This window comes from Streptomyces sp. 840.1 (genome assembly GCF_003751445.1).
GTDB lineage: Bacteria > Actinomycetota > Actinomycetes > Streptomycetales > Streptomycetaceae > Streptomyces.
Window position 1 is genome coordinate 3530038 of record NZ_RJUU01000001.1, and the last position, 19948, is coordinate 3549985.

Here is a 19948-nt window from a genome sequence, read left to right on the forward strand (position 1 = left end):
GAACGGTCGAGTTGCTCACGCTCACGGGCATGCCATTCGGCCTGTACGGGAAACGGATCGGCGGCGAAGCCGGGGTTCACGGACGGGAGATCCATGACCGCGAGAACCGACTCGTCCTCGTGGACCCCACCGGCCCGAGCCCGAACAGTAGAGCAGGCGCGCCGGGGGAGGGGCCAGCAGGTTTCGCGGGCCGGCCGCCGGGGCGGCATGCGCAGCGCGGCGGCCGCGCCTGAGACCACCGGACTACCCACCGAGGACACCGCCTGAGGGCGTCGTACGGCAGCACTAGGCTGTGGATCATGCCGGACGACCCCCTCTCATACAGAGCCTGCGCGCCGCGGTCGCGGCCGCGCCCGCCGACGTACCCCTGCGGCTCCACCTGGCCCAGCTCCTGCTGGACGCGGACCGCTCGGACGAGGCCGTGACCGAGGCGGCCGTGGCGCTTCAGCACGCGCCGGGCGACGCCCAGGCCCGGGACCTGATGGCTCGGGCGATGGGTGCGCCGCCCCCGGCTCCGGCCCAACCCCCGCGCCCGCGCGCCGGGTTCGACTGGAAGGCCGCCGAGGACCAGGTCGGGGACGCCGTCCCGCCGAGGTTCGTCGAGGCGCCGGTCCGCGCGGACGGACTGGACGACCCCGCGGGCGCGGACGCGTGGGACGTGGAGGATCCCGGCACCGTACGGCTGGCCGACGTCGGCGGCATGCAGGACGTGAAGGACCGCCTGGACGCCGCCTTCCTCGCCCCGCTGCGCAACCCCGAACTGCGCAAGCTGTACGGCAAGAGCCTGCGCGGCGGCCTGCTCCTGTACGGCCCGCCCGGCTGCGGCAAGACGTTCATCGCGCGGGCGGTGGCGGGTGAACTCGGCGCCGCGTTCCTGTCGGTGTCCGTGAACGACGTCCTCGACATGTGGATCGGCAACTCCGAACGCAACATGCACGAGGTCTTCGAGACCGCTCGCCGGCAGGCACCCTGCGTCGTCTTCCTGGACGAGCTGGACGCCCTCGGCGCCAAGCGCAGCCGCACCGGCCACAGCGGCATGCGGAACGTCGTCAACCAACTGCTCAGCGAGTTGGACGGCATCGACTCGGCGGCGAACGAAGGCGTGTTCGTACTCGCCGCCACCAACGTGCCCTGGGACGTGGACAACGCCCTGCGCCGCCCCGGCCGCCTGGACCGGACGATCCTCGTCCTGCCGCCCGACGGGCCCGCCCGCGAGGCGATCCTCCGCTACCACCTGCGGGACCGGCCCATCGAGAACGTCGGACTCGGCAAGCTGGTCAAGATCACCGAGGGACTCTCCGGCGCGGACCTGGCCCACGTCTGCGAGGCGGCGGCGGAGCGCGCGCTGCTGGACTCGGTGCGCACCAAAACCGTACGGATGATCGGCATGAAGGACCTGCTGGCCGCCGCGAACGAGGTCGTGCCGTCCGCCGAACCGTGGTTCTCCTCCGCCCGGAACGTGGCGATGTTCGCCAACGAGGGCGGCATGTACGACGACCTGGTGACGTACCTGAAGAAGAGGCGCAAGCTGTGACGACGACCCTGCACCCCTCGGTGGAGCGGGCCGACCTGCTCATCGACCTCAAGCGGTACGAGGAGGCCAGGGAACTGCTGGCCCAGCGGCTCGCGGAGGACCCCGACGACATCCGGGCCTGGGTCGAACTCGCCCGCAGCCACCTCGGGGACAGCCCGAACGCCCCCGAGGCCCTGGAGGCGACCGAGCGGGCACTGGCCCTGAACGCCGAGGACATCGGCGCGCTCCTCATGTACGCGAGCGCCCTGCGGGTGAACGGCCGCTTCCCGGAGACCGAGGGCGTGCTGCGCGAGGCGATCCGCCTGGCCCCCGACTACTGGTACACGTACGCCCGGCTCGCCGACTGGCTGTGGCGCATCAGAATCATCAGCTCCGCACGCACCAACGGCAACGAGGTCCGGCGCGAGGACCACGACGCCGCACTGCGGGAGGCCGACCTCATAGCCCAGGAAGCCATCAGGCTGGGCCCCGAGCAGGTGTACGCCTACGAAGTGGCATGGCTCATAGCCGACATGTCCGCCGACGGCGTCGTCGCCGCCCGGATGGACGAGGCCATCCTCCGCCTGGACCCGCAGCACGAACAGGCCCTGGCCCGCCGGACGAAGAGCGCCGCGACCGCCCCCGGCGTCAAGGCGGCGGAAGCGGCCACCCTGTACGCCGACGCGCTGGCCTCCACCCCGGACTCCGCCCCGATGCAGCGCGGACTGGACGCCGCCTCCTACCGCCTCCTGCGCGGCCTCCGCTGGCTCGCCCTGCTCTGCCTGGCCCTCGCCGCCACCGGCATCGACCTCTTCGCGACGGACGGCGACACCCAGCGCCACCTGCCACTGCCCCTGGGCCAGCGCCTGTGGGACCTCGTTCCGATGGCAGCCATCTGGGCCCTGGGCGCCCTGCTGCGCTACCGCCGCCTGCGCGCCGGCATCAGGGTCAACCTGCACTCCCTCATCCGCCGCCTCCCCTGGTCCCGCATCGTCCTCGGCCAGGCGGCGTGGGCCATGCTCTGCGCGCTCCTGATCACCCAGATCCCCTGGACGGACCGCACGATCCCCCTCGTACTCTTCTGGGCGGGCCTGGCGCCGGCCCTGGCGACGATGTGGTTCGACCGGCCGAAGAACGCTTGAGCCGGGGCGAAGGGCGAATCGGGGGGGGCGCGCCGAGAATCCCGTCCGGCTGTGGATCCTCAACGGGGGATCATGACTGACCAGACTGGGACGACGACAGCGAGTACCACGACGAAGTTCAACGCGCCAAGCGAGCGCCACGGTTGGCCTCGGCGGCGATCGCCGGCTCGGCCGGAGCGCTCGGCTGCGCACTGGTCGGCGTAGCCGTTGTGCGCGCGGCTACGGTCGCCGCGTACTACTACGGCATCGCACTACTAGGGCCTTTTGGCCCCTCAGTAATGCCACCGGTTCGCGCTTGACTGATAGCCGCACGTGATCTTCCGTCCGGCCGCGTCGGTGGTCGTCGCCCCGACATCGGCATTCCTGCAGAACTGCCCGGCGCGGTAGCAATTACCGGCGTTGGACCGAATGCTGCACACCTGCGTCGTGGTGGAGCCACCGCCGCCCGACGCCGTACTCCCGCCCGAGCTGGAGCTGCCGCCGTTACTGCTGCTGCTGCTGCCGCCGGACGAGGACGAACCGCCGCTGCTGGACGCACTGCTGGAGGCGGCGCGCGGAGGGTGCGCACACGACTCGTTCGCCTCCACGATCTTGAACGAGAGCTTGGTGGAGGTGCTGTAGCTGCCGGCGGACGGGTGCTGCGTGCACACCTTCCAGTTGGAGGTGTGGAGCACGGAACGCCGCAGCTCACTCGCGTCCACGTACGAGACGGACTTGACGCGGTGCCCGCGAGCGTCCGCCACCGCCTTCCCGAGGTTCCACCCGGCACACCAACGCGGTCCAGCGACTCGGCTCTCCCGAACCCCGGCTGACCAGCAGCGTCACCCGTCCCAACAAACCTGATCACCCCACCGGAAATCGTGGAACCCGGCGCCCACCCGACGCGACAGCCCGGCCCTCAACGCACCCGCAGCCAGCCGCGACGCTGAAACGGCCCGCCGGATAATCCGACGGGCCGTCACGAAAGATCGAGGCTAAGAGCTCGTAACACGATCATGATCGGGCCTTCTTGAGTCGTCTCCAGCAGATGAGGCTGCAGGCGAGCGAGATGAAGGCGTCGTGGAGTTCGGTGCGGCGTTCCCAGCGGACTGCGAGGCGTTTGAAGTGGTGGAGCAGGGCGAAGGTCTGCTCGACGACGTAGCGGAGCTTGCCGATGCCCTTGATGTTGGGTGATCCCTTGCGGGAGATGACGGGTAGGATCCGGCGCTGACGCAGCTCGTCGCGGTGTGCGTTGGAGTCGTAGCCCTTGTCGCCGAGCAGGGCGTCGGGGCGTCGGCGGGGCCGGCCGGGGCGACCCGCGACGGGTGGGATGCCGTCGACCAGGGCGAGGGTCTGGGTGACGTCGTTGACGTTGGCCGCGGTCGTGATGACTTTGAGCGGGGTGCCGCGTCCGTCGCAGATCAGGTGGTGCTTGCTGCCCGTCTTCCGCCGGTCGACCGGCGACGGACCGGTGTCGGGTCCCCCTTTTTCGCGCGGACGTGGGAACCATCCACGCACGCCCGCGACCAGTCGAGCTCGCCGGCCGCGTTCAGTTCGGCGAGCAGGACACGGTGCAGCCGGTCGAAAACTCCTGCCTTCTGCCATCGGTCCAGCCGCCGCCAGCATGTCTGTCCCGAGCCGAACCCCAGCTCCAGCGGCAGCAGTTGCCAGGCTATGTCGCTGTAGAGGACGAACAGGATGCCTTGCAGGCAGAGTCGGTCCGACACCGGCCGCGGTCCCGGCGAACGATCCGGCCATGGCGGCAGCAACGGCTCGATCAACGCCCACAACTCATCGTCCACGATCCACGGTCGAGTACCCACACCCTCACGAACGGCCGAATCGTCACACCGGTTACGCCCCACCAGCGCACTTCAGCAAGATCGTGTTACGAGCTCTAAGGCGTATCAGGGCGCAGGCCAGGCAGTCCGCGTCCCATTCCGAGGTAAGAGGCTGCACGGATGGCGTCGGCGTCACAACGGCGATCACGCCAAGATAAGCAGCCTCGGCGAACATGGCATCGTCACTCTCGAACTCGCTACCTGATCAAGATGGAAAGGGCTCGCTCTCTCAACTCCACTGCTTCCCGCTAGGCCAAATAGACAACGCCAGGTCCGCCAGGTCCCTTTGCCTCTCGGCGATTCCTTCGACTCGCCACCAATCCTTTTCGACGTCCCATATTCGAGATGTTCCTGTCGTTGATGCTACGAGCAACATGGATTCTTCGTATATGGAAGATTTATGCGAATAGGAAAGGTTTGATATCGACTGGTTTTTCTTCCCATTCAAGAGAGTCAAATTTCCGATCCGGTTTACCCATGCATCATGCTCGTCTAGCCGAGTTTCGAGAGACGGCTTCTGTGGGTATATGTGCTCTACGTGCACCACGGATGAGTTGGCTACAACGACTTCGTCGACGCCGGCACGGACGCGCAGGGCCTCCTCGATTTTTCCGAGGAGGTATCGCGATTGCGAGGTTTTCGGGGTGGAAGCTTCTGTGAAGTCGGCATGGAAGACTTCATCGTCTGGAATCCAGTCACATATTTGGCGAAGAGTGAAGTCCATTCGTGCACTCGTTGACATACTCTTCGCGGCGCCAAATATTTTCTCCTCGAGGAGAGTGGATTCACGGCGTCCCACAACTGTCCAGCGCACATAGTAGCTTATCGAAGCCTCTATGAGGTCCTGCAATTCTGCATAATTCGTTTTCTCTGATGCGGCAAGCAAGAGAGGGTAAAGGGCATCTGCGCTCAGGCTCTTAATCTCAGAGAGTGAGGCGTCGAATTCGTTGTTGCCAGTGCTGCAATTGATGAGATCTATGTAGCGAGTAGAAGCGGCTTCAAGCTCGGCGGCAAAGGCGCCGACGCCGTAGATCTGCGGGATTTTGTTGAAATCGTCACTCAGGGTCTGCCTGATAGTTGAATACAGGCTATGAGATTTCACGTCCCCATGCCTGGAGACCCAGAAGTGACGCAAGAACCTTTCGATTTCTTCGCGCTTTTCGAAACCGTCTAGGATTATGCGCCATGCGTCATTGACTCGCTGCTTCTCTGCTTCGCTCCTACTTTTCTCCATCAAGAAATTGCGTACCAGATCGACTGTGGAAAGATCTTTCCCACGCGAATTAATCGTTTCGAAGACCTCGTTGGCGTCACTGGAGGTAGGGGTTTGGATTTCCACAAAGACTAGGCCATTTATTAGGCATTCGCGTAGACCGTCAAGCCAATCGAGCCGCTCCTCGTCATCAGAATAGGAGGAGAGTTCCATCGATATCTTGCTTGAGAAATTTGAGTAGGCTTCGCTAATCAGTTTGTGCGAGGGGCGCGTGGGGCGTTCGATCCCAGGGCACCTACCTGTGGACTCATTCCAGTCCTGTATGTAGTCGCGAAAAAAGTCACGATCAAATAGTGAAAGGACGAGGAAATACTCCATCGGCTCGCGGCGTCCGGCCTTCCGCGCAATGTAGTCGCGATGCAAGTTATTTGCAGTCGAAGTTCCCTCTGTGGATCCCATGTTCCACAATGCGTCACGAATCGCGGCAATAAGGATTGTGGAAGTCGTTAGACGTTGCTGCCCGTCAAGAAGGGATCTCGTGCTCACTTTTTTGTCGGTGATCGTCACGATTGGTCCTATGAAGTACTCGGAAGCTGAATCTCTTCCGCTATCACGCGCAGTTTTAAACTTCTTGATATCCGCCCAGTAGACGTCTACTTCTTTCTTGGTCCACGCGTACTGCCTCTGGCTGTCATCAGGCACCGTTACGGCAGGGTTGTTCGCGCCGATGAGTTGTCCCAGAGTCTGCCGAGCTGCCTGCTTGATAATGGCCATGAAGGCTCCCTAGGTAACGAGTGATGACCGTCTGACGATAGCTCTCGTGTGCAAGGGGAGTCGACAAGAGGCCAGTCCGTGGGCAACAGGAACGAGGTGACTGTACAGATTCGTCTATAGAAATCCCATTTGTGAAGAAACGTTTCCATGATAGAGGGGTGGGTGCTAGGTTTTCATTGACTCGGGTTGCAAACGGCCCCTTGAGACGGACGGACATTGGTGGACTTCATGAACCAGAGCACTGCCCCACACCATCTCCATTCAATTTTGACTCAAGTTCGTAATTCTGGACAGAGTCAATATTCTGAAGGTTGGGCAGTGGCGCTTGAGGCGGAATTGGGTTCGATAGAGTTCAGCAAGAGGCATGCGGAAGTAGTTAACCTATTGTCTCTCACGGTCCAGCAACTGCAAGCTCTTCCGGAGCGATCCCGTGAGCGTTTCATGAGATATGTGCCGGCCTGGTGGAACGCCGTGATTCAGCCAAAGGTCAATTGGGCCGACAACGGGCGGGCGGCTACCAACGTCGCTTCCTTGGATATTCTTGATCATCTCGAATCTGCTGCCGACATTATTTCTACTAGTCTCAGGGGTTCTGGTGATGCCCCGTCTGGTAGCGGACTGGATGGCATATCGCGACAGTGTGAAGAGTGGATCGAATTGATCCTAGGTTTGGATGAAGCGACTATTGGTGAACCCCTGAAGGGACAGTTGGTTTCTCAGCTAAGGCATGTGATTTGGCTGATTGAGCATGTTGATCTGTTTGGTGAGGCGAGAGTCTCGGGTGAAACGAGCCGAGTCATTGGTTCGCTTGTTCAGGCGAGTGGAGTGGTGGCGCATAGGGATCCTTCTAGTGCGGGAAAGTGGAAAAGCGCCTGCGTTTCCCTGGTCGCTGCTTGTCTCGCATTTAATGCAGGTGTGCCAGTTGTGCAGGAGTCGATCGAGACCGGCGGCAATCTCGTGAGGGAGATTGCCGCCGTGGTGCAAGATGTTCAGGATAACTAGGATTGTTTGGTGGCCTGTTAGCCAGCCGCGATTGCGGAGTATGTTTGGACATCTGCCGGCATTTCGTTTGCCAGTAGCCAGGTGATTGCCATCGGCTTGCTGCCCTTGTGCTCGACGTATTCAGCGGGACCCAGCAGCATCCAGGGTTGCGGGCCTCCGATGTCCGTCTTCTTGTAGCGTCGCACAAAAAGGAGAACGTGGGTGCCATTCTCCTTGTGGGCCTGGTAGCGGATGCCTGTTGGTGATGTCTCCGATGTCTGGTTCTGTGACTCCCAGTGGAACCGGGACTCGTTCAAGGCGTAGTCCTTGTAGCGGGTCTCGGGGGAGAAGTCCTTCTCATCCTTTTCCAGGGTGATGAGAAGCGCGTCCGTTTGGATGTTCTCGCACCACTTCACGCCCTCGCGGAAGTGTCCTGGCATGAAGCTGTCCACGGTGGACTGGCCCAGAGCGGGGAGGATTTCTTCTCGGCTGTATGAGGCGTGCACGGACAGGGGCAAGCCAGCGTGCGCGCCGAGGAGAGGGACCGGTAGGTGGTCAGCCAGGTCGAGAGCGTGGGCCAGGACCTGGCGCAGCTCGTCTCGGAAAGCGGTTTGAGCCCGGAGGGTGTCGAAGCCCTCCTGGTAGCTTGTGAAATCGCCTCCCAGGGGCCAGAGGGAGAAGAAGAACATTCGGGCGTACAGCTGTTCCTGGGCTGTCAGTTGGTCGTACGTGGGGGCGACGTCGCTGAGCAGCTTGCTGTAGGCGGAGACGCGACTCGGGTCATCGACGTGGAGGAACGCGGATACCCGCTTCAGAAGTGCTACCTCGCCGTCAGGCCCTGTCGGATCGAGGAGTCTGGCTCGGCGGAGAAGGCCCGTCCATGAGTTTCCGTTGCCGCGGTAGAGCTCCTTGAGCTCTCGACCGCTCTCCCTGAGATAGTCCGCAAGCCGAGGCTCCGCATACGCGGCTACCTCGCGAGCGAGCTGGGTGACGTTGACACTGATCTGGTTGCGGATGTTGTCGATGATCAGAGACTTTGCTTTGGACTCAAGGATGATCTGACAGCCAGAGGGCAGTTGGGGAAAGTCCTGCTCGATATTTGACAGCAGGCGGTTTCGCGTCAGATTGGTGAGGGCGCGGAACTGCTCCTCGAAGCGAAATTCCTTGCGGTGTTGGCCAATGAAATCGAGGACGGTGAGGACTGCCTTGCCCTCAGTCCGGCGGAGACCGCGCCCCAACTGCTGGAGGAAGACGGTGGCACTTGAGGTGGGGCGGAGGAGGAGCAGGGTGTCGACATCAGGGATATCGAGGCCTTCGTTGAACAGGTCGACGGAGAAAATGATGTGAAGGGCGCCGGCGCGAAGATCGTCGAGCGCAGCCTTCCGCTCATGGGTGGGAGATTCACCGGACAGGGCTACGGCGTTGAGGCCTGCGCGTTGGAAGTAGTCGGCCATGAACTGTGCATGCGAGACCGAGACGCAAAATCCCAGAGCTCGCATCGCTCCAGGGTCAGTAACCTTGTCCATTACGGCCTTGACGACGAGGCGGGCGCGCGCGTCGTTTCCCGTGAAGAGATTGCTGAGCGCGCCAACGTCGTACGCGCCCCGTTTCCAAGTGACCGCGCTCATATCGGTGTTGTCTGTGATGCCGAAGTAGTGGAACGGGCTCAGGAGCTCGTTCTCAAGTGCCTCCCAGAGCCGCATCTCTGCTGCGATTCGGCCGTCAAAGAACTCATCCTGAACATTCAGCCCGTCCATCCGCTCGGGGGTGGCAGTGAGACCGAGTAGTTCTTGCGGGGTGAAGTGGTCCACGATGCGTCGATAGGTCGGGGACGTGCCGTGATGGAACTCATCGATCACGATGACGTCGAAGTGGTCCGGGGCGAGGCGCTCCAGAGCACGCGCGTTGAGCGACTGGACGCTCGCGAAGACATGGTTCCAAGCGGCTGGTACTTCGCCGCTGTAGAAGAGCTCACCGAAGTTCGCATCGACCAGTACGTTCTGGTAGACGCGAAGTGACTGTTCCAGGATCTCCTTGCGATGAGCCACGAAGAGCAGCCGGGGGTCCCGCCCGAGTTTCTGCCGCAAGTGCTTGTAGTCCAGGGCAGCCATCACCGTCTTGCCCGTTCCGGTGGCCGCGACGAGCAGATTGCGATTCCGCCCGTGGACAGTGCGCTCGACTTCGAGACGTTCCAGCATGTCGCGCTGGTGGGGGTATGGGCGGACGTCCAAGCCAGAGAGGGTGATGATGTTGCGCCCCTGCGGACCGGAGGACCCACTGGCGTGGGAGAGGGCTTCATCCAGTCGCTGTGCGTCATTGTCGGGGTCGTACGTCTCGAAGGAGCGCTCGCTCCAGTAGGCGTCGAAAGTTGCCTCGAACTTGCGAAGGACCGACGGGGTCGCGACCGACGACAGGCGTACGTTCCACTCGAGGCCGTCGAGGAGCGCAGCCTTCGACAGGTTGGAGCTGCCGACGTACGCGGTGTCGAAGCCGCTCTCGCGGCGAAAGAGCCATGCCTTGGCGTGCAGGCGCGTCGAGCGGAGCTCGTAGTTGACCTTTACTTCAGCGCCAAACTCACGAACCAGCCGGTCGAGCGCGCGACGCTCTGTGGCACCGATATATGTCGTCGTCAGAACTCTGATAGGGACGCCGCGGTCCCGAGCGGACATCAACGACTGTTCCAGTACGCGCAGACCGTGCCACTTCACGAAGGCGCACAGCAGGTCCACACGGTCCGCCGTCGCCAGTTCGGCCCGTAGCTCGAAACCCAAGCTTGGATCTTCGGGTGAGTTGGTGATGAGCGCGGTCTCAGAGAGCGGAGTGGCGGGACGGATGGCGTAGACGCCAGGAGCTTCCTGTTCCGCGACTGCGAGAAGCTGTCGAGGCCCTTCGACGACCAGGTCGACCCACTCGGAGGCGCCTTCCAGCGTGTTGAGCGACTCCAGGATGTGGTTGGCGGTGAGTACCTGCTCCGCCGGTGTGAGCCCCTGAAGCACTCGGCGCACTGTGCTCGCGATGTGGCGGGAGAGGACGTGAGACGTGGACTCGCCCCCTACCACTTCGTCGATGGCGTGCCAGCCCGCGGCATCGAGCTGTTTCATACGCTCTTCGAGACGTCGGGTGATCAACGTTTCGTACAGCCCGGCAACTGGTGCCGCTTCCCGCGCAGCTTGGCTGGACATGACCGAGCCCCCCTCATCGCCATACCTATCTACGCAGTTGTATCAAGGAGGTCAAAGGAGGTCTGACAAATCCTGATCATGCTGCCCAGGCCAGACTTCCTGCCCGCTGAACAACTCCGACTCTCCGGCAGGACGTGGCGCCGTGACTACCGGCCAGGCGCGGGCAGGCCCGTGTCGGCCCGGTTCACGGCGACCGCCTTGAAGAACGTGTAGTGGAAGGTCCCCTCGGCCAGGGCCGTGCGGTGCAGGTCCGTGATTCCCCGGTCCCAGTCGGCCTCGGTCATGAGCCCGGCGGCCAGTGCCTCGTCGCGGACGGCTTCGACCATGGCGATGAACGTGTTGCGGGTGAAGCCGTCGACCAGCGTCGGGCGGGACCGGTCGGCGTACACCGTGCGGGGGCGGACCGCGATGTCGTCGTATCCGGCCCTGGCCAGCAGTGGGTGCAACTGGCGGCCGATCAGGGCGTTTCCGCCGGCGGCCGACTGCAGTCGGACCTGGCAGTCGATCACGGCGCGGGCGTGGGCGCTGGCGGGGTGGAACAGGGCCGAGCCGTGGTCCCCTTCGACCACGGTGATGGTCCCGCCGGGGCGGAGTAAGCGCCGCAGTACGGCCAGCGCCCGCCGGGGGTCCGGGAGGTGCTCCAGGAGGAAGCAGACGAAGACGTGGTCGAACTCCGCCGGGGAGAAGGGGAGATCGAACAGATCGGCGTGGCACCACTCCACGTCCGCCTCCGGTGCGTGGGCCGCGATCCGGGCGCGGGCCTGCGCAAGGGAGTCCGCGCTGTGGTCGACGGCGGTGATCCGGGCCCCCGGGCCGGACCGGGCGAGGTGGACGGTCTGGGCGCCGACCCCGCAGCCCATCTCCAGGACCCGGCTGCCGGCCGGATAGGCGGTTCCCGTGTGCAGCAGTGCCGCCAGGGTGTCCGCCTGGTCGCCGAGCCGGGCCGTCTCGCGTTCGGAGTAGCCGTGTACGTAGTCGGCCGTCGCGACGGCGGAAGGAGATGACATCGCTCTGTTCATGCACCAAACCCTGCTGGGATTATGGTCCGATGAACAGGTCCAATCGAGACGCCGTCGACAGGTCCATAGTTGCCGGGTCCGATTTCCTGCAGCTGAACATCCTCGACGCGCCGGCCGGCGGCCGGTCCGCCTGGCTGGCCCAGCAGCTCAGGCTCGCGATCCAGGACCGCAGGCTGCCGGTCGGGAGCAAGCTGCCGGCCACCCGCGTGCTGGCCGGCGAGCTGCGGGTGTCGCGCGGTGTGGTCACGGAGGCGTACCAGCGGCTGATCGAGGACGGGCACGCGGCGGGACACGGGCGCAACGGAACGATCATCGTCGCCGCGCCCACCGCTCCCACCGCGCCCGCCCAGGCGCCCTCGGCCGCACCGGCCGCTGCTCCTTCGCCCGGCGGGCTGTTCGCCGCACTGCCCGGCCCGGACATCTTCGACCGGATGCGGGCGACGCCCGCCCGGATCGACCTGTCGCCCGGCACCCCGGACCTCGCCGCGTTTCCGCGAGCGGCCTGGATGCGCGCCGAGCGTGCCGCACTGGCGAGCCTCTCCACGTCCGGCCTCGGCTACGGAGACCCGCGCGGAACCCCCGCGCTGCGGCACGCCATCGCCAACTGGCTCGCCCGCTACCGCGCGATCAGGGCGGACCCCGACGGCATCCTCATCGTCGCCGGCACCGCACAGACCCTGAGCCTGCTCGGACGGGTGCTGCGCGACGACGGGATCCCGGCGGTCGCCGTGGAGGACCCGGGGTCGCTCGGGGCGCGGCAGCACCTGCGCCACCAGGGGCTGGACACCCCGCCGGTGCCGGTGGACGCGCAGGGCGCGCGCATCGACGTACTGCGTGACCTGGCCGCCCGAGCGGTCCTGCTGACCCCCGCGCACCAGTTCCCGACCGGTGTGGTGCTCAGCGGGGCACGGCGCCGGGAGCTGATGTCCTGGGCGTCGGAGAGCGACGGACTGATCATCGAGGACGACTACGACGCCGAGCACCGCTACGACCGGCCTCCGGTCCCCGCCCTGCGCTCCGTACTCCCTCACCACGTCTGCTACGCCGGAAGCGTTTCCAAGCTCCTCGCCCCCGCCCTGCGGATCGGCTGGGTCCTGGCGCCGCCGAAGTACCGCGACGCCCTCGTCGACGCCAAGCGGTTCGCCGACCTGGGCAACGCCGCACTGCCGCAGCAGGTGCTGGCCCGGCTCATGGAGTCGGGGCAGATGGAACGCCAGTTGCGGCTGCTGCGCACCCGGCACTGCCGCCGCCGGGACGCCATGGTCGACGCGATCAGGACCCATCTCCCGGAGGCGGTCGTGCACGGGGCCGCAGCGGGCCTGCACCTGATGATCACCTTCGACGCCGAGTTCGACGACACCGGGCTCGCCGCCGCCGCCCTCGCGCGCGGCGTCAAGGTCCACCCGCTCTCATGGCACAGCCAGGACGCACGACGGCCCGGGGTGGTCCTCGGCTACGCGGCGAGCACGCCCGCCGCCATCAGCGAGGGCGTGGCGGTGCTCGGAGAGGTCCTGCGGCGCCTGTCCTGAACGGGCCGGTGCGCCGTTCCGTTGCGCTACCGGGCGCCGGCGTCAGTGGTCCGCTCGCCGGACAGCCGCCGTACGTACGCCAGCCCCCGCCGCCCGTTCAGCAGCACCTCCTCGCCCGTACGGACGAAGCCGGTCCTGGTCAGGACTGAGCGGGAGGCGGTGTTGGTGACGGTGGCCGCCGCCCGCAGCGTGGTCAGGGCGTACGTGGCGGTGCACAGGGCGAAGAGGTCGTGGACCGCCGCCGTGGCCAGGCCTCGGCCCGTGGCCTTCTCGGCCAGGCGGAAGCCCAGATCGGCCGAGCCGTCCGCCGCGTCGACCAGGTTGAAGCGGCCCAGGATCTCGCCGTCGCCCGCCACCAGGAGGTGGAAGTGGCAGACGCCGGCCGCCTGCTCGGTGAGCAGGGCCTCGTGGCGGGCGGCGAAGCGGGCGAAGTAGTCGTCGCCCCGGTCGGGTATCGAGGCGGCGAAGAAGGCGCGGTTCTCCTGCTCGAACGCGAGGAGGGCCGGGGCATGGTCGGCGCGCAGCCGTTGGAGTTCGGGCATGGCGGGACCGTACCGGGGCCGGCGCCGCCCCGGCATCCGGTATTCCGCAACGCCGGGCACCCCCCGGCATCCGGTATTCCGCGCTACAGGGCGCCCCCGTGGCAGTCCCGGTACGGGCGGCCCGTGCCGCACCAGCAGGCAGCGCTCCGCGCCGGCGGCCAGGGGACGGCGCGGCCCCGGGCGGCGAGGGTGGTGGCGTACTGGGGGAGCAGGTCCGGGTCGGCCGGGGAGGCGGCCTCGGAGGCGGCGAACGCCTCGTACGACGGGACCGTGCCCGTCACGATGCCGAGGTTCGGGGTGCCCGTCGCATGGAGGTCGCGCAGGGCCGCCTCCAGGCGGGCCAGGTGGTCCGGGTGGGAGGCGTACTCGCTGCCCAGGCCCGGGTACGCGGTGAGGAGCTCGTCCAGTTCGGCCTGCGGCCAGTGCAGCACCGCCACCGGGAAGGGGCGGGAGAGCGCGGTGCGGTAGGTGCCGAGTTCGGCGCGAAGGCGGGTGATCTCGGCGCGCAGCTCGCCCGGGTCCGAGGAGCCCAGGGCCCACAGCCGCTTCGGGTCGTGGAGCTCGTCCAGCGGGACGGCCGCCGTGTGCAGGGTGTCGGCCAGCTCGTCCCAGGCGTCGTGCCGCACCCCCATCAGCCGGCGGACCCGGTGGCGGCCGGTCAGCAACGACTGCGTGGCGTACGGGACTTCCTCGCCCGGCGCGATGAGCAGGGTGAGGGCCGTGGAGAAGAAGTCGTGGGCCGCCTCCAGCTCGTCGTGGGCCTCCAGGGTCTCCGCCGCGATCTCCCAGGGGGCCGCCTCCAGCGGGCCCGCCGTGCGGATGCCGTCGATGATCGCGCGGGCCTCGGCCTCGTGGCCGTACTCCCACAGGTTGGCGGCGTTGAGCGCCTTGACCAGGTGCGGGTGCTCGGTTCCGGGTGCGCTGAGCAGTTCGTCGTAGAGCGTCGTGGCGCGGGCGCGCTCACCGGCCAGCTCCAGATGGGCTGCGGCCTGGAGGAGCAGCGGCTCGTGGTCCTCGGGATACCGCGCCGCGGTGCGCAGCAGGCGCTCGGCTTCGGTGATGTGGTCGGCAGGCGTGTCGGGGCGCATGAACCACACCGTACTGCGGTAGGGCCGCGAGGCGGAGAGTTGTTCGGGCTCTGGAGAGTTACGGGGCTTGGCCCTATCGTGCGGGCCGTGGCCAAGCGGATACCTGTGGTGGTGCAGCGGAACTCGCGGGGGCGGCGGGCCGCTGTGCGCGGGCTGTGGACGAGCGCCGAAGTGGTGGTCACCCTCGGCGTCGTCCTGCTGCTGCTCGTCGCCCATCAGCTGTGGTGGACCAACCGGCAGGCCCGCGCGGGCGCCGCGCACACCGTGCAGGCCCTCCAGCGGGACTGGTCGGACCCGGCGCCCGCCCCGTCGGGCACGCCGGACAGCCCCGCCGTGTCTGCGGGGGACACGGGGGGCGCGGGGGACACCGGGAACACCGGGGACGGGAAGGACGGGCCGGGCGGCGCCGCCCCCGCCACCGACGCGCCCCGCCGGTCCCAGGCCTACGCCGTCATCCGGATTCCTCGCATCGGCCTCACCGCGCCCGTCGCCCAGGGCATCAGCCGGAGCGGCGTCCTGGACAAGGGGTACGTCGGCCACTACCCCGGCACCGCGCAGCCCGGCGGCGCCGGGAACTTCGCGCTCGCCGCCCACCGCAACACCCACGGCGAACCGTTCCGCTACATCAACCGGCTGCGCCGCGGCGACCGCGTCACCGTCGAGACCCGGGACACCGTCTACACGTACACCGTCGACAAGACGCTCCCGCAGACCGGTGCGGGGGACGGCGGGGTGGTGGCCGCCGTCCCGCGCAGCAACGTGAAGCCGTACGTCGGGTACCGGGCCGCCGGGTCCTACGTGACGTTGACGACGTGCACGCCCGAGTTCACCTCCCGCTACCGGCTGGTGGTGTGGGGGAAGCTGACGGATGTGCGGGGGAGGTAGAGGGAGAGGGGATACCGGGAGGGCCGCCGGGGCGATGGTGTCCGGGGCGGGCCGTGTCACTAGGGTCGCTGACGTGCTCAGACGACGTCCGCAGTTGCTGTGGTTGCTGGTTCCCTACGTGCTCTACCTGGGGGCGCTGCCGTTCGTGAACCGGGTCCGTCCCGTCGTTCTCGGACTGCCGTTCCTCTTCTTCTGGCTGCTCGGGGCGACCGTCCTGACCCCTGTCGCCGTCTGGCTGACCCGGCGGGGGGACCGCCGGTGAACGCCGCCGTCGCGACCTCCGTCTTCGGGGTCTTCATGGTTGCCACGGTGGCCCTCGGACTGTTCGCCGTGCGGGGGCGGCGCGGCCGGGGCGAGGGCGGCGGGCTCGCCGAATGGTCGGTGGGCGGGCGCAGCCTCGGCACCGTCTTCATCTGGGTCCTGATGGCCGGCGAGGGCTACACCAGCTTCAGCTACCTCGGCGCCGCGGGCTGGGGCTACAACTACGGGGCGCCGGTCCTGTACGTGGTGGCGTACATGTCCTGCGGGTACGCCGTCGGCTACGTCGTCGGGCCGATGCTCTGGGCCTACGCGCGCAAGCACGGCCTCGTCGGGATCACCGACATGGTGGCGCACCGCTTCGGCCGGCCCTGGCTCGGCGCGCTCGTCGCCGTCCTCGCGACCGTCTTCCTGCTCCCCTACATCCAGCTCCAGATCACCGGCATGGGCGTCGTCGTCTCGACCATCTCCTACGGTGCCATCAGCCTGAACTGGGCCTACTTCATCGCCTTCGCCGTCACCACCGGCTTCGTCGTCGTCAGCGGGCTGCGCGGCAGCGCGTGGGTGTCGGTGCTGAAGGACGTCATGGTGATCGCCACGCTCGGCTTCCTCGCCGTCTACGTACCGATGCACTACTTCGACGGCTACGGGCCCTTCCTCGACCGCCTCGTCACCGAGAAGAGCGAGTGGCTGACCTTCCCCGGGCACGGCGACAGCGGCCTCGGGCAGGCCTGGTTCATCACCACCTCCTTCCTCAACTCCCTCACCGTCGTGATCTTCCCGACGACCGTCGCCGGCTACCTCGGCGCGAGGAACGCCGACGTGCTGCGCCGCAACGCGATGTGGCTGCCCGCCTACAACGTCCTGCTGTTCGTCCCGATGCTGCTCGGCATGGCGGCCCTGTTCGTCGTCCCGGGCCTGGTCGGGGCCGAGTCGAACCTGGCCCTCTTCAAACTGGTCGTGGACTCGCTGCCGGCCTGGTCGGTCGGCGTCATCGGCGTCGCCGCCGCACTCTCCTCGATCGTGCCGATGGCCGTCTTCATGCTGGTCATCGGCACGATGTGGGGACGCAGCGTGCTCTCGCTCGTGCCGCGCTGGGAACAGCGGCAGAAGGGCGCGGCCCAGGTGGTCGTCGTCATCGCGGGCGGCCTGGCCCTGCTGCTCACGTACACGGCCCCGAACACCCTGGTCCGGCTCTCGCTGATCTCGTACGAGGGGATGGCGCAGCTGCTCCCCATGGTGCTGCTCGGGCTGATGTGGCGACGCCTCACCCTGCTCGGGGCGATGAGCGGGCTGGCCGTCGGGGTGGCGGTGGTGTGCGGGTTCGTCTTCACGGAGAACGATCCGGTGTGGGGCGTGAACGCCGGCATCGTCGCCCTCGGCGCGAACCTGGCCGTCGCGCTGGCCGTGACGTACGCGGGCCCGCGCGAGCGCGACGAACGGCCGGACGAGGACGTGCTGGCGCGCGACGAGATCGAGAGCGACGAGGCGGTGTCCCCGGCGGCGGTGGCGTGAGACCGGGCGGCGGCGAGGGGAGCGGGTGCCCGGTGTCCCACGTATCGGGTATGGGGCCGGGCGACAGCGATCGTGTATAACGGTTAAAGGTTGAAGTGCCGCTTTACGATGCGGCCGCAGGAGCGCGAGAGGGGGAGGGCCCATGGGCGCACGTGCCATGAACCGCATGCGCGGTGGCCTCGCCCGGCTGCTCCGTCCCGCCGGGCTGCTGCTCTTCTTCCTCACCGAGGTCCTGCTCGCGGAGGGCGGCAGCCTCTCCGCCGCCGTCGCGCTCGCCGCCACCGCGGCCGCCGGTACGGCGCTCGTCGCCTGCTCGGTGATCAGCGCTCGCTGCGCCGTCCCGGTGCCCCGGACCAGGGTCCGTACCGCCATGCGCGACCGGGAGAAACGCACCGCGTTCCTTCCGCAACGAGACCCCGACGCCAAGGGGCGCAGGCGGCCCCGAGCTCCCGGCCGTGTCCTCCTGACGGCCGCGTAGGGCTCCCTCTTCCTGCCTCTTTCGTCCAGGTGCGTACGCCGTGTGCGTGCATGCGGGCGCCCGCGCGGATCGTCATGCCGAAGCTGATCCACTTCCCGGCACGACGAGACCCCCGGAGGGCTCATCCATGTCCGCCCTGATGTCCGCTTTCGCCAGCCTGGTCGGCGCCTTCGCCGATCTGCTGGACCCGTTCTTCCAGAACGCGTCCACCGCCGCCGCGATCGTGCTGTTCACCGCGCTCGTACGGCTCGCCGTGCACCCTCTGTCACGCGCCGCGGCACGGGGGCAGAAGGCGCAGCGCCGGCTCCAGCCGCAGATCGCCGAGCTGCGCAAGAAGCACAAGAAGAACCCCGAGCGGATGCAGAAGGCGATCATGGAGCTGCACAAGGAGGAGAAGGTCTCGCCGCTCTCCGGCTGCCTGCCCAGCCTGCTCCAGATGCCCGCCTTCTTCCTGCTCTACCACGTCTTCTCCAGCCAGAAGATCGGTGACGACGCGAACGAACTCCTCGGCCACCAGCTGTTCGGCGCCCCGCTCGGGGAGCGCTGGCACGACGCGATCGCGCACGGCGGGATGTTCGGGGCGCAGGGCATCGTGTACGTGGGGCTGTTCGTGATCGTCGCCGCGGTCGCCACGTTCAACTACGGGCGGACGAAGCGGCAGATGGCCGCGAACCCCGTCACCCCGGCCGCCGGTCCGGACGGACAGCCGGTACCCGGCATGGGTGCGATGAACAAGGTGATGCCGCTGATGTCCTTCTTCACCCTCTTCACCGTCGCCTTCGTGCCGCTGGCCGCCGCGCTGTACGTCGTCACCAGCACCACCTGGACCGCGATCGAGCGGGCCTACCTGTACCGCGACATGCCGGCCGCCGGTGCCGCCATGGCCACCGCGGCGTAATCGAAGACGTGAGTGCGCCGGTCCAGTGTGTGAACAGGGTCTTGCGGAGTGATCGGATGTCTTGGAGGATCGGACAAGCCTGCGATGGCCGCAACCCATCCGACGGGCCCGATCTCGACCGAGGGAGACAGACCGTTGAAGTTGCTTCGTGTGGGTACGGCAGGCGCGGAACGTCCGGCACTGCTGGACGATGACGGGACCCTGCGTGACCTGTCGGGAGTCGTCACCGACATCGACAGCGCACTGCTCGCCGACGAGGACGCGCTGGCCCGGGTCCGGGCCGCCGCCGCCGCGCCCGGCGAGCTGCCGGTGCTCGACGCCGAGGAGCTGCGGGTGGGTCCGCCGCTCGCCCGGATCGGCAAGATCGTGTGCATCGGGCTGAACTACCACGACCACGCCACGGAGACCGGCGCGCAGATACCGGCGGAGCCGATCCTGTTCTTCAAGGCGCCGGACACCGTCGTCGGGCCCGAGGACACCGTGCTCGTGCCGCGCGGCAGCGTGAAGACCGACTGGGAGGTCGAGCTCGCGGTCGTCATCGGCCGCACCGCCCGGTACCTGGACTCGGCCGAGGAGGGCCTCGCCCACGTCGCCGGCTACGCGGTCGCGCACGACGTCTCCGAGCGCGAGTTCCAGATCGAGCGCGGCGGCACCTGGGACAAGGGCAAGAACTGCGAGACGTTCAACCCGCTGGGGCCGTGGCTGGTGACGGCCGACGAGGTGGCCGACCCGCAGGCGCTGCCGCTGAAGCTCTGGGTGAACGGCGAGCTGAAGCAGGACGGCACGACGGCCGAGCAGATCTTCCCGGTCGGCGAGGTCGTGCGCTACCTGAGCCACTTCATGACCCTGTACCCGGGCGACGTCATCAACACCGGCACGCCGGCCGGCGTGGCGATGGGGCAGCCCGAGCCGAAGCCGTACCTCCGGGCGGGAGACGTCGTCGAGCTGGAGATCGAGGGGCTGGGGCGGCAGCGGCAGGAGTTGAAGGGGGCGTAGGGGTGAGGGGGCTCAGGGTCCGGGTGCGTCCTGGTAACCCTGATTCGTACCGGTAAAGATCGGAGGGGTGGGCCCTGTTGGTGACAGGGACCACCCCTCCGGTGTGTCACCGGGG

General features: G+C 67.1%; 17 protein-coding genes. 11 read left to right on the forward strand and 6 right to left on the reverse strand.

Translation table 11 applies throughout. The features are described 5' to 3' along the window. Positions 1-292 precede the first annotated feature (292 nt). From EDD93_RS16135 to EDD93_RS39595, 3 genes are all read left to right on the forward strand, one after another. Complete coding sequence (locus tag EDD93_RS16135) at positions 293-1534, forward strand: 26S protease regulatory subunit (RefSeq protein ID WP_123525803.1); 1242 nt, start codon at positions 293-295, stop codon at positions 1532-1534. Continuing rightward, the gene (locus EDD93_RS16140; protein WP_260255749.1) at positions 1531-2655 is read left to right on the forward strand and encodes a tetratricopeptide repeat protein; all 1125 of its coding nucleotides are present in this window, start codon (positions 1531-1533) and stop codon (positions 2653-2655) included. Before EDD93_RS16135 ends, EDD93_RS16140 begins: the two co-directional genes overlap by 4 nt. Before the next feature lie 408 nt (positions 2656-3063). After that, entirely contained in the window at positions 3064-3276 is a 213-nt protein-coding gene (locus EDD93_RS39595) for a hypothetical protein (RefSeq protein WP_185092334.1), read from the forward strand. A 372-nt stretch (positions 3277-3648) separates the two neighbouring features. Here the strand turns inward: EDD93_RS39595 and EDD93_RS16150 are convergent. Both EDD93_RS16150 and EDD93_RS16160 read right to left on the reverse strand, forming a co-directional pair. Then, positions 3649-4439, reverse strand: a protein-coding gene (locus EDD93_RS16150) for an IS5 family transposase (protein ID WP_398905073.1) whose coding sequence is annotated in 2 segments (ribosomal slippage) — positions 3649-4137 and positions 4140-4439 — 789 coding nt in all. Because the reading frame shifts where the segments join, the coding sequence is not laid out codon by codon here. A 265-nt stretch (positions 4440-4704) separates the two neighbouring features. Next, on the reverse strand, positions 4705-6462 hold the full coding sequence (locus tag EDD93_RS16160) for a DUF262 domain-containing protein (protein ID WP_123525806.1): 1758 nt from the start codon (positions 6460-6462) through the stop codon (positions 4705-4707). Positions 6463-6690: 228 nt separating this feature from the next. Here EDD93_RS16160 and EDD93_RS39400 point away from each other — a divergent pair, with 228 nt between their 5' ends. Next, positions 6691-7464 (forward strand): hypothetical protein, encoded by a 774-nt coding sequence (locus EDD93_RS39400; RefSeq protein WP_148083870.1) that lies wholly within the window; start codon positions 6691-6693, stop codon positions 7462-7464. Positions 7465-7481: 17 nt separating this feature from the next. Here EDD93_RS39400 and EDD93_RS16165 read toward each other — a convergent pair whose 3' ends face one another. Both EDD93_RS16165 and EDD93_RS16170 read right to left on the reverse strand, forming a co-directional pair. Beyond that, the gene (locus EDD93_RS16165) at positions 7482-10625 is read right to left on the reverse strand and encodes a DUF3427 domain-containing protein (protein ID WP_123525807.1); all 3144 of its coding nucleotides are present in this window, start codon (positions 10623-10625) and stop codon (positions 7482-7484) included. Positions 10626-10771: 146 nt separating this feature from the next. Continuing rightward, the gene (locus EDD93_RS16170; RefSeq protein WP_123525808.1) at positions 10772-11632 is read right to left on the reverse strand and encodes a methyltransferase domain-containing protein; all 861 of its coding nucleotides are present in this window, start codon (positions 11630-11632) and stop codon (positions 10772-10774) included. Positions 11633-11673: 41 nt separating this feature from the next. Here EDD93_RS16170 and EDD93_RS16175 point away from each other — a divergent pair, with 41 nt between their 5' ends. Then, positions 11674-13173 (forward strand): PLP-dependent aminotransferase family protein, encoded by a 1500-nt coding sequence (locus EDD93_RS16175; protein WP_123525809.1) that lies wholly within the window; start codon positions 11674-11676, stop codon positions 13171-13173. A 26-nt stretch (positions 13174-13199) separates the two neighbouring features. Here the strand turns inward: EDD93_RS16175 and EDD93_RS16180 are convergent, their stop codons facing one another. Continuing rightward, positions 13200-13715 (reverse strand): GNAT family N-acetyltransferase, encoded by a 516-nt coding sequence (locus EDD93_RS16180; RefSeq protein WP_123527806.1) that lies wholly within the window; start codon positions 13713-13715, stop codon positions 13200-13202. An 83-nt stretch (positions 13716-13798) separates the two neighbouring features. Then, a complete protein-coding gene (locus tag EDD93_RS16185) occupies positions 13799-14803 on the reverse strand; it encodes an SEC-C domain-containing protein (protein WP_123525810.1) in 1005 nt (334 codons plus the stop codon). Positions 14804-14881: 78 nt separating this feature from the next. On the opposite strand from EDD93_RS16185, the gene EDD93_RS16190 reads away from it, so the two are divergent. From EDD93_RS16190 to EDD93_RS16215, 6 genes are all read left to right on the forward strand, one after another. Then, the gene (locus EDD93_RS16190; RefSeq protein ID WP_398903843.1) at positions 14882-15688 is read left to right on the forward strand and encodes a class E sortase; all 807 of its coding nucleotides are present in this window, start codon (positions 14882-14884) and stop codon (positions 15686-15688) included. 103 nt (positions 15689-15791) lie between these two features. Further along, a complete protein-coding gene (locus EDD93_RS16195; protein WP_078617706.1) occupies positions 15792-15950 on the forward strand; it encodes a DUF3311 domain-containing protein in 159 nt (52 codons plus the stop codon). Next, on the forward strand, positions 15947-17461 hold the full coding sequence (locus EDD93_RS16200; RefSeq protein WP_123525811.1) for a sodium:solute symporter: 1515 nt from the start codon (positions 15947-15949) through the stop codon (positions 17459-17461). Before EDD93_RS16195 ends, EDD93_RS16200 begins: the two co-directional genes overlap by 4 nt. Positions 17462-17603: 142 nt before the next feature. Continuing rightward, positions 17604-17939, forward strand: a complete 336-nt coding sequence (locus tag EDD93_RS16205) for a DUF6412 domain-containing protein (protein ID WP_123525812.1) — start codon at positions 17604-17606, stop codon at positions 17937-17939. A gap of 127 nt (positions 17940-18066) precedes the next feature. Next, on the forward strand, positions 18067-18837 hold the full coding sequence (locus EDD93_RS16210; protein WP_123525813.1) for a YidC/Oxa1 family membrane protein insertase: 771 nt from the start codon (positions 18067-18069) through the stop codon (positions 18835-18837). 135 nt (positions 18838-18972) lie between these two features. After that, positions 18973-19833, forward strand: a complete 861-nt coding sequence (locus EDD93_RS16215) for a fumarylacetoacetate hydrolase family protein (protein ID WP_123525814.1) — start codon at positions 18973-18975, stop codon at positions 19831-19833. The last annotated feature ends 115 nt before the right edge of the window (positions 19834-19948 follow it).

Coding starts and splice junctions, on each gene's coding strand:
- EDD93_RS39595 (WP_185092334.1), top strand. CDS start 3,064: ATGCTGCACACCTGCGTCGTGGTGGAGCCACCGCCGCCCGACGCCGTA.
- EDD93_RS16160 (WP_123525806.1), bottom strand. CDS start 6,462: ATGGCCATTATCAAGCAGGCAGCTCGGCAGACTCTGGGACAACTCATC.
- EDD93_RS39400 (WP_148083870.1), top strand. CDS start 6,691: ATGAACCAGAGCACTGCCCCACACCATCTCCATTCAATTTTGACTCAA.
- EDD93_RS16165 (WP_123525807.1), bottom strand. CDS start 10,625: ATGTCCAGCCAAGCTGCGCGGGAAGCGGCACCAGTTGCCGGGCTGTAC.
- EDD93_RS16170 (WP_123525808.1), bottom strand. CDS start 11,632: ATGTCATCTCCTTCCGCCGTCGCGACGGCCGACTACGTACACGGCTAC.
- EDD93_RS16175 (WP_123525809.1), top strand. CDS start 11,674: ATGAACAGGTCCAATCGAGACGCCGTCGACAGGTCCATAGTTGCCGGG.
- EDD93_RS16180 (WP_123527806.1), bottom strand. CDS start 13,715: ATGCCCGAACTCCAACGGCTGCGCGCCGACCATGCCCCGGCCCTCCTC.
- EDD93_RS16185 (WP_123525810.1), bottom strand. CDS start 14,803: ATGCGCCCCGACACGCCTGCCGACCACATCACCGAAGCCGAGCGCCTG.
- EDD93_RS16205 (WP_123525812.1), top strand. CDS start 17,604: ATGGGCGCACGTGCCATGAACCGCATGCGCGGTGGCCTCGCCCGGCTG.
- EDD93_RS16210 (WP_123525813.1), top strand. CDS start 18,067: ATGTCCGCCCTGATGTCCGCTTTCGCCAGCCTGGTCGGCGCCTTCGCC.